Genomic DNA, 11,564 nt, shown 5'->3' with positions numbered 1-11,564 from the left:
TATAATTCTTGAAAAATGCTCATAAACACGATTGTTGTAGTATTTTTATTTTGGACACTTTTTATGAAAATGCTTGCTTTTACACTGCGAAAGTATTAATATAGTGTTGAGATATTATGTTTCAAAGCGTGTTAGCTAATCAGTTGAAACAATGAAAGGATATACTTATGTTTGGTAAAAAGCGTGACGATAATGGTGAAAAAGTTTACCGTTATTCTATAAGAAAGTACCATTTTGGTGCTGCGAGTGTGGCGATTGCAGCGCTCATATTTTTTGCGAATGGAGTAGCTAAGGCGGATATGGCCGTCTCTCCTGCAACAGCCAATAGTACACATCAGACAGCCGCTGGTGGCGGAGGAGATTCGTCGGGAGATAGTGGGTCAGCAGGTGATCCTAATGATCAAGCTACCACTACAAACTCAACTTCAGAGGTGACAACTCCTACAAGAGCTGGAATAAGTACAGGAACTACAAGTGTAGAAAATCCAGTAGTATCAGATTCATCAAATCATAGCGAAAATGTTGAGTCTACAACAAGTAATGTATCTGAGAAAACAGAAATACCTACAGTAACTACTGGCAAAGCACAAGGTGATGTAACCTCTACTGAAGCTAAAAAAGTAAATGTTACTGACTTAAAAACAGCTTTAGAGGAATTGGAAAGCAAAGTAGCATCTATAACTGATGAAGCTAAAAAAGCGAAGCTAAATGCAGTGATTGCAGAAGCTAAAAAAGTTTTAGAAGATAAAAATGCTACACAAGAACAAATAGATTCACAAGTGACTCTTGTGAAAGACGCTGTTAAATCAGTTCAAGAAGTAGCTAAAAAAGGAGATGAGACTAAACCGTCAGAAGAAAATCGCAGTGCTACGGTAGAAGCTCCGAATAGAGAAATAACAACACCTGCTAGAAGTCCTCGAGGAAGAAGAGGAAGAAATACAGATGTTCAACCAAAATCTGCTGGTGGTTCAAATCTAGAAGCAGAAACTGCACCGAAAGCATTACCAACCTACACAAACGGTACGGACAATTATGCATTAGCAGAAGAAATGCGTAAAATTGTTAAGTACTTACAAGACAATGGAGCAGACGTTGCTAAAGTAGCTTCTATCAAAGATAACTACGACAAGTTGAACGAAAAACTTGGACTTACTGATGAAAATGCAGTTCTATCTGAAGCAGACTTTGCGGCTGCTACAGCAAACTTAAAAGCAGCTCGTGACTTTACTGAAGGATTCTTGCGTAAACAAGATGAGAATGGGCAACCTTTGAATGAACAACCTACAGTTCCAGAGACTGAACGTTCGGTAGGAGATGAGTCTAGACGTACAGAACGTTCAGCAGGGCAACCCCGTTATATCAAAAGAGATTCCTCTAGAGATAGCAAAGCTCACTATAACGTTGCTAAAGAGTACTACTATGAAGATGGGACAAAAGGATCATCTCCATACGATAAATACACGTATTTATTCCACACATTTACAGAGAGTTTAGTAGCAAATAACGCGAATCACTCGCCAGTAAGAGATATTAAACGTTTAGTATACGAAGAGGTAACCGAAGTTAATGGCGGGTATTTATGGAATATTACTTTTAATGCTGCCCATGAAGATCAACAAGATGGTTATGCCTTCTTCTCTATTCCGAAAGGACAAAGAGTAGAAAATAGTAGTATTAATGTTGTTAAAACAGCTCAAAATGGTAACGAAGCAGAAGTAGACGGCTCTGGAGATTTATTAAGTAGACTTAAGATGATTCATCCAAATTCTACCCTTACAGGAAAAGAAATTGTAGTAAGAAGAAATGGTGGAGCTGAGGAAGAAAGCTTACAAGGATTAGCTACAAGTTCTGCTTATGCTGGATATTATACTCGTCGTTTAGAAACTGCTAATAACGAAATAGAAAAATCAAACAATATGTTTGAAAAAATAATGTCTGCCACTGAAGGAGGCGGTAAAGTTTATCGTTTCCAATTGCACGGGCGTGATAGCTATACGATTTCGTTTAAAACGATTAACGAGAACCGTACGAGAATGGATAAACTGTACTATGCAGCCGGTTATCGTGTTCAACAATGGGGACGCCGTATCTTAGCGGAACAATGGCATGGTCGTCATGATTATGACCAAGACGATACAGATAGATTCCCACTACACGTAGTAGGAAATGGTACCTTCCTGATTAAACAAGGAAAACACTATAATACAGCATATCCTCAAGGAGCATATGGATTTGGTGGACGTGACTATGACTACAATCCTTTCAGAGCTGATGGTATCTTAGGTTATGATGCTTCGGGTGCTTATAACAGTAACTTTGACATGCATCAATATACTGCTCCAGAAGGAAGTGATACTCCTTCATCAAATACTAAGGCGACAACTGCTGGGCAAAAATTCGAATTCTACGATAAAGAGGGAAATAAATTATCAGCTTCTCAAATCGGGATGCACGGTGCTGATAAACCAGGTTTAGTAGAATATAAAGTAAAACGTACATTTACCGATAAATCTTCAGATTTCTTGAATATTAAGTTTGCGATTCAGCCGAAAACTCCTACATTCACAGAAAATATAGCAAATTCTCGTGGACAAACGAAAAACTTAACGGTATCAAACGGTACAAACGGTTATCCAATTACATTATTCCGTGAATATATGGAAAATGGAGCTAAAAAAATAGAAAAAGTTGCTACTGTAAACGCAAATAGTGGCGGGAATGCAGTCTTTAATAATGTGTTAATTAAGAGTGGTAAATACTACGCTCAATCGATTATTCCAACTGCTGCTTACTACGATTACGATAATAGAAAACATACAGATGTTCATTCTGACAAATCAACGGAGCAAGAAGTTCTAGCTGACGGTATGGCTCCTACAATTCAAGTAGGTGAAAGCGGGAAACCATTAGCGACAACTCCAGCGAATAACCAAGTAACATTATTCGTAACACCAAATAATAAAGGTGAAGTTTCTCTAGACGTTCAAATCAAAGATGATGAATTAGGGGATGGAATGAATGCATTCTCTTCAGGGACTAATGGAAACGCAAAATATAGTATTACGGGTGACCACAATTCTGGAGCTACGGCATTTACCGCTAAAGGTGGAGTAACAGGTGGTAAAACTGTAAATGCTCTATTAAAAGTTAAACTAAACGGAACTACAATTCCTAATGGTGGATTAACAGTTAAGTTAAACGCCAAAGATAAAGCTGGTAACTGGACAGATACTGCAACTCCAGCTAAAACGCTAACAGTGAAACTTCTATCAGCAGTTCCAAATGAACCAGCAGTTCGTATGATTACAGGAAATGATGTTCAAAATGGTGCAATAAAAACAGATGTAAAAAATCAAGTGTTAGAAAGTGTTAAAAATGCTAACCCAGACTTAGTAAAAGCTGGAGTTAAGTTTGAGTATGACACAACAGCAGGAAATACGGATAAAATCAAAGTAACTTATCCAGATGGACAAACTCGATTATTAACACCTACAAAAGGTACAAAACCTACAGCGCCTGTTGTAGTTGGACCTCAAGATGGTACAGTAAGCATTACTCCACAAGGAGATACAGATAAAGTAACATTCCAATACGTTCCTACAAATCAAACTAATCTTAAAGAGATTATCGCTAAAAAAGATGGGAACTCATGGGCAATTCAAGGAACGCGTCCAGACGGAATCACAGTAGACAGTAGAACGGGTAAAATTACGATTACAGAACCAACTGTAAAAGACCAATCTCCAGTAACAGCGACAGCTACATTCTTAAACAGTGACACAAGTGATACTGCACGAGATACAGCGAAAAACCCTGATAGACAAGCTCCTGAAGTTTGGATGAATGGGAAAAAATTAACTGAAACAGCAACTGATAATAAATTCTTGATTTATCGCGGTGCTACATTCAATCCAACTTTCCGAGTTGAGGATAACTCAGGAACAACTGATACCTTCATGATTAAAAACATTCCAAATGGAGTTTGGTTTAATAAGCAAGGTAATAGAGATGTGGCTCATACAGGGGTTGCTAACGGAAGAGAAATCACGTTCTCTAATCAAGTTGTAGCCCCTGAAACACCACTAGGAACTCGTGAAGCAATCGTGTCAGTTCGAGATAAAAACGGAAATGCAGCAGAGTATAAATTCCAATACATTATTGCAGATGTATTATTGAAAAATTCTCCAAAATCTGTAGCTACAGGAAGTAAACTTGGAGATTCTCACCAATTTGTGGCATCAACACTTAATGGAACTACTTCAAATGATGATGTGTATTTCCCAGGGAATATGAAGTTCTTATGGGCAAATAATGAAACTGAGAACACGACATTACCAAATTCAGCTCAAACAGTAACGAAGGAAGCGATTGTAGAATTCCCGTATACAGCATTAAATGGTAAAACAACAGCGAATGGTATTACAATCTATGCACCAAAACAAATTAAAAAGAATGTTACATTTAACTTAGCAGATAATGAAAAACCTCAGGCAACATTAAATGGTATTTCAATTGGGCAAACAGCTGGGGATCCAATCTTTACAGTGTTTAGAGGTGCTAACTTTAACCCACAACTAGAAGCATGGGATAACTCAGGAAAAATCACGAATGTAACAATTTCAGGGTTGCCAACGAATGCAACAGCTACACCTTTCCCAGGTGGAGTCCAAACAGGAAGCGAAAGTCATAAATATACTGCAAGATTATTTAGCGGTGTAGTTCCTGCTAATCAGGATTTAGGTGAATATGAAGCAACATTGACAGTTCAAGGTGATGGGCCAAAAGATACGAGTGTATTGAAATTCAAATACCGTGTTGTGGACATGGATTTTAAAAATGGATATGAGACAGCCGATACTGGACAAGCAACAGGTAAGAGTTATGTTATCGGACTTAGAAATGGTCAGTCACTCAATCTAGCGCATGGTGATAAGAATATCAATCCTAAAGATTACTGGAAAGTGATTGATGAGGCTAACAAAACGGATAGAGGATATGCCTATCTTCCAGAAGGGGTAAGTTATAGAAGTGAAAATAAAGTGATTTCATCTAATCCAGCAGATAAGTCTAAAGGGGCTTCTGTTGCGATGGGACACTACGGAGTAAAACTTTATGTAGATTTCACTAGAGCTGGAGAAGGTGATAAAGTTGGAGATATTGCAAATGAAAATAGTACTTCAAGAACAGTCTTCACTCCAAGAACGATTGAGCGAAGACTATTAGTTGCCGTAGATCCATCTGCACCAACAATTGATGGTGGCGAAGACCTTCTTTACGGTAAAGCAGGCGAAAAACCTGATATTAAAGTTAAAGACATTGTTAATATTGGTGAAAGTACTGCAGATGTTGGAACGGTAAATAAAAATGCAATTCGTACTATTCAACTTTATAGCGATAGCGATCCAAATACTCCAATAGCTGAACATGCATTTGCACAAGGAAGTAGAGAAACAGAATATACTTTCCGCGCGAGCGATTATGCTACATCTCGACCTAATGGTCTTTTAGCAGACGAAACAATTTATTCTAGAGTAAAAGTTACGCACCGTGGTGTATCTACTTTATCTGGAAATAGTAATGAAAAAGAAGTTACAGCAAAACTAGATGTAAGGGAAAATGCTACAAACCGCATTATTCAAGCAAATGATCAAAAATTAAACGATGCTGAGAAAACTGGTATTCGTATTGCGTTACGAAATGCAAATCCAACTCTAAATCTAAGTGATGAAAATATTGAAATCTCTGATAGTGGAGCAATTGTAATTACCAAAGATAAAAAACGTGCTTGGCTTCAAACAAATCCAAACAAAAAAGATGGAAACACAACGACAGGCTTTATTACTCGTTTTGCGGATATTCGAAAAGACTATAAATTCGAAAATATCGAAGGACTAAAAGTTCCGGGTCGTGATACAGACAAAGGATTCGCATGGTCAGATAATTCTACAGGTGGTACAACGAATGGTAACCGTAGTTTAGTTTATTACTATGATGCAACGAAAGGTAAGTCGTTTAACTTTAATGATGTATTGAAAGTATTAAATCTTCGCGAAGGTTGGACGGTTAACCATACAGAAAATCCATCATTTGTTGCAACGCAAGGGGTTAATAAAGCAAAAGCTGAAGGGCGACAAGACGGCTTTAGTATGTCTGGTACTACCTTCCTTAAAGATGGAAACTATATCAATGTTATCGACTTAGTTGACCGTGGTTCATTAAGTGGAGGACAAAATGTAAGTAACTCTGCAAACAAACTAGTTCAACAAGGTAAAGGCGGCGGAACTGATACAAATCTTCAAAATGTAACAATTGCGGCAGCAAATGGGTTACCAGGATTTACATTAAATAATGTCGTGAATGGTGAACAAGCTATTCATAAAGCTCAAGTATACTTACGTCCAAAATACGTGAATGCAGGGTCGCTAGCAGAACGTAATGGAGAAACAAAAGATACAACAACAAACGTTGTAAACTTATACTTTGTACCAATCGATCCAGTAAAACCAGTAGTAGAACCTTCAGATTCGAATGAATTGGGGGCTTCAGCAGATAATGCTCCAAGATTAACAGATACTTCTATCACAGCATCTTCACTTGTAAAAGTAACAGATAACTATGACCGTGATGATTTAGGAACAGGAGCAACTACCTCAACAACAGGAACAGCGACTCCAACAACTGGGACAACATTAGCAAACGAAGTTCGTAAACGTCTAAATGTTTGGGTGAAAAAAGATGGAGTTAAAACTCAAGTAGTTGAAAATGGAGTAGAAAAAACAACTGCTAATGGAGAAACAGTACTAGGCAGCCTAATTAAGACTGTTGATCCAGCAACTTATGAGTTAGTAGCTCAAGCGTCTGATACTTCAGGGAATAGAAGTGAAGAGGAAAGCCTAGGATTCTTCAAAGTTGGATATAACTTAAATGTTCGTCCAATAATTAACTTTATCCAACATGAAAAATTAACGGATGATGATAAGAGAACATTAGTACGAGTAGATGAAGGTGAAGGTGGACAATTAGAAGAGTTACCTAACGGTGCTACAGTTAATGTTACATTTGATACGGAAAATGTAAATGGTGATTACCAAGAAAAACGAGCTACAGCGACTATTACATTTGCGAATGGTGCTACAACGACTAAAGTAATACCGTATAAAGTGTATAAATCATTCCCAATGGCTAATAAGGTGTATGATTTTGCAGGAGCTACTAAATATAGATGGTACCATGACGGTGATTATTATATAAACAATGGATTAGCACAAGGTTTGAATTGGTTTGCAAAAAGAGAAGTAGAAGAGAATGGGCGAACAGTACTCAAAGATATACCGCCGCTAACTCAGGCTGATAAAGCTAAAGATGACTCTATTATGGCTAGAGAACTTAATAAAGACACCGCAAAAGGAGTTGGTGAGTATAAATATAGTTATGGAGCAACTTATCCAACAGGTAGATACTCTGCAACGACTACAGACGAATTGTTAAAATTAAGACGTGAAGGTGAAATTGTTCATACGGTGTTTGATGTAGGTGCTAATACTGAGAAAGTTACAGCAAATAGTGGGGATACATTAACGGCCGACCAAGCAAAAGCGGCAGTAATGCCAATTAATGGATCGAAAGAATTACCAGAAGGAACTACTTATGAATGGGTGAACAGTACTGTAACAGGACGTGGTGGAACCGAAGTAGAACGTCAGGTAAGAGTGACTTTAGTTGCTGATCCACATGGACCTTATGCTTCAAACTATCCAAGGGTTAAAACTGTAACAGTTAAAGTGAAAATTGAAGATGTTAAACCGACGGTAAAAATTAAATTCGGAAACAACGATTCAGTAGCTTTAACAACAAATGCTGAAGATAACCGCTTTGTTATCTTTAAAGGTGCAACGTTTAATCCTACATTCATAGTGGATGATAATTCAGGAAAAACAGCTTCTATTAATATCACTGGTCTTCCAAATGGTCGAAGTGTCAAGAAAACAGAAACAATGACTAATGGAACGAATGTAACGGTGACAGATGCAGATGCAGTAACAAGGGATGCTACTACAGGAACACGTGAAGCAAGTGTAACTGTAGCTGATGCTGCAGGAAATACAGAAACTTATAAATTTAAGTACACTGTTGAAGACGCTATTCCAAAAGAAGAAACAAAAACAGTTCCTTTAGGTACTAAACTAGGTACAGATTCACATGATTATGTAAAATTAGCAGTGTCAACAGCGCCAGACCGTACAGTTTATCCAAGTGGAATGACATTCAAATGGAAGAAAGACAATGTGGAGGTAACTAGAGAAACAGCATTTAGTGAACCAGGTAGAGTAACTGGTTATAAAGCAGTCGTTAAATTCCCAACAGCAGGTTTCTATACAATAAATGGTGTGAAAACTTTTGTTCCAGAGTCAATCGAAAGAGACGTAACATTCCTTGTTAAACCAACAAAACCAACAGTAACTCCTGAAGATAACGGTAATGTAACAGTAACTCCAGCGAATGAAACGAATGTCAATAAAGTGGAAGTGACATACACTCCAGCGGATAATAATCGATTAGAAGATAATGGGGATGTGACGAAAACTCCTCAAGATAGAACAACGGTTATCGCTACTAAAGGAACTGATAATCAATGGCATATCACAAGTGGTGAGAAAGAAGGAATTAGTGTTAATCCAACTACTGGTGAAATCACCTTGAAAGATCAAGTCGTTAAAGATCAAACAAAAATTCAAGCAAAAGTAATTGCCCAAGAAGTTTCAAGTGATGAAAATGACACTAATAATTCTAAAGATGGTGATCGCAAAATTCCAACAATTGATATAAACAATACGCTTGTAGAAGTTGGAAAAGAGTTCAGTCTTCCTCTTGGTTTATCAGATGGAGCAGGAGTAGGTGTAGACTATACAAATATTAAAGTTTCGTCACCAAATGGGGAAACAGGTCTAACTTACGATGCAACAACAAAATCAATAAAAGGAACAATAAACGCAGCTACTAAAAAAGAAATTACAGTAAGAGTCCTAGATAAAAATGGAAATAAAGCTGAGAAAACAATCTCTATAGCTGCTGTGAAAGCTAAACCTATCTATGCGATTAAAGACGGAACAATCAAAAATGTAGATACTCCAAGTAACTTTGTGGAAATGCCTGCTGGATTAACTGCCTCTTGGAAAGACGATTCTAGACCTACAACAGCGGAAGCGGGGAATACGAAAAAAACTGTAACGGTTAGTGCGGAAGGTTATAACGCGATAAATGTAGATATTCCAGTAACGATATATCCAAAAGTGACACTTCGTAAGGTAGGCGGCAATGAAGTGGATACCTACCATGAAATCGTTGGGAAACCGTTGACATCAACGATAGTTTCAGGTGGTGATGCAACTGATTTCTATGTAGAGTTTGAAGGTGGAAATAAACCAGATGGTACAACTATTACATTTAAAGGTGGAAATCCAGCTAGTCCAAGTACAACAGCAGGTACAACAACTAAAACAATCGTTGTAACTTATCCGAATGGGGTAGGAACTTTTGAAAAAACTGTAACGTTCAAGACTTATGGAAATGAAGCGAAGTATGAGGATGGAAAAGATTCTGTAGAAACAATAGTCGGTAGTGCATTTGCAAAAACAAATGCTAGTGACTATGTAAAACCAAGTAGTACTTTAGCTAATCCAGATGGTACTGTTATTGGATGGGGAAATGGATATACCCCTTATAATCCAGTGAACAAACCACAGGATAAAATTGGAAAACGTGAAGAAAACGTTAATGTTTGGTATGGAAATAATGTTGAAAAACAACGTGGAGATACTCAACACTGGTACAGTGATCAAAACATTAAAGTAACGTTAGCTGTCAAACCACAGGCACCAACACTAACTGCAAATCAATTCCAAGGTAAGGCAGGCACTAAACCTGAGATTACTGTAAACAATTTACCAACAACTGCACAGTTGACAACAGGATCAACTGTAAAAGTACAATTAAAAGATGCTACTGACACTGTAGTTGCAGAAAAAACTGTAGTAGCAGGAACAGAAAGTACAACATTTACTGAAACTGACTATAATAATCCAGTTACTTTAGGTCAACAATTGACAGCTAATGTGATTGTTTCTGGAACTTATCAAAAAACAGAAAAAACGGATAATGGAACAAGGCAAGTCCAAACTGCTTATTCTTTAGTTTCTAATAATAGCAACAGTGAACAAGTCACTCCTCAAAAACCAACTTTTGATACAACAACAGTGACTTCAACTAGCCGTACATTGAGTGGTACATTAGGCGGATTTAATGACCCTAATAGAGTGGTCAAAGTTTATTTAAATGATGAAAAAAATACCGTTCTATCTAGTGAAAATAACGGAGAAGTAACCATCAATAATGATGGAACTTGGACAGCTACGCTTCCTAAAAATGTAAAACTTCGTCAATCAGTCGCTAAAAATGGTGAAACTACAATGCCACCAGCGATTACAGTGGAGAATACAGTCACAGGTGGAACAGTTTCAACTAGAAGTGATAATAAAGCAGTTGAAATGGGAGATTACTCAGTAGCGTCAACAGTTGCAGGTAGTAAGCATATTGATATTACAGTTCCACATGATGCTAAACGAGTTGAATTGCGATTCCATAATAATCAAGAAACAGGAGATAAGCCAAACAGTATTGTACTTGTTCGTGGAACAGATGGATGGCATACAGAAGCAACAAGAACTGATTCAGCAACAGTGACGAATGCAAATGGATATGTCGGAACAATTACTTCTACTCCAAGCACTGCTAATCCTTCAGAAAATAATATTCGTATTGCTCTAAATGAACAAAGCGGAACGGCAAAACTTCATATTAAAGAAGAAAATGCAAACGGAGATAGCACTGAATCATATGGTAGTGGATTAGGAATTCGTGTATATAACCAACCAGAAGCAGGACAAGAGCCAAGTGCGACAGGTAAGTGGAAAGTTGCTAGTGTGACGAATACAGCACCTGTTCTATCACATAAAGGAACAGATGCAAGTAGCGAAACAAATCGTAAAGTCTATGACTCAGGAACTACCATCACTAAAGAAATGCTAGCAGAGTTAGTAACAGTGACAGATCCAGAAGATAATGCTGCAGATGCGAATAATAAACCATACGGCTCAACAACTCTTGAAATCGTATCTGGTTTAACAGAAACACCAGGACAAGCAACACCATCGGGGAATTATACAGTTACTCTAAAGGCTACTGATAGTCAAGGAAGAAAAAGTAATACGTTGACGGTGTATGTGGGAGTGGTGTCAACGGATGTTAAATATCAACCACAAGTAAATGGCGTAAATGTTGGTAACAGTAAAGAGATTCCAATAATAGGTGTAACACACCAAAATGGAGAAAGTATTACTTATACACCAATAGAAAAATTTACAGAATCTGGTAAACAATATGTTTTAAAAGTAAAAGGTACCCGAACTGTTCAGTTAACTACTGAGGCTCAAGTAATTAATATTGAATATGTCCAAGACTTCACACCAGTGACACCAGCTAAGACACCAGTAGCAAATCCAGCACAA

The 11,564-nt window shown here is 37.5% G+C and carries 1 protein-coding gene; it reads left to right on the top strand.

Going from position 1 to position 11,564, the window contains the following annotated elements:
* Nucleotides 1-167: 167 nt before the first annotated feature.
* Nucleotides 168-11,564 (top strand): YSIRK-type signal peptide-containing protein (locus ADI58_RS09285; protein ID WP_049522387.1); only part of this gene is annotated, 11,397 nt, incomplete at its 3' end.

Source organism: Streptococcus mitis, assembly GCF_001074635.1.
Taxonomy (GTDB): Bacteria; Bacillota; Bacilli; order Lactobacillales; family Streptococcaceae; genus Streptococcus; species Streptococcus mitis_E.
Note: the sequence above shows the minus strand (reverse complement) of the source record. Positions and strands in the feature narration are given on the sequence as shown.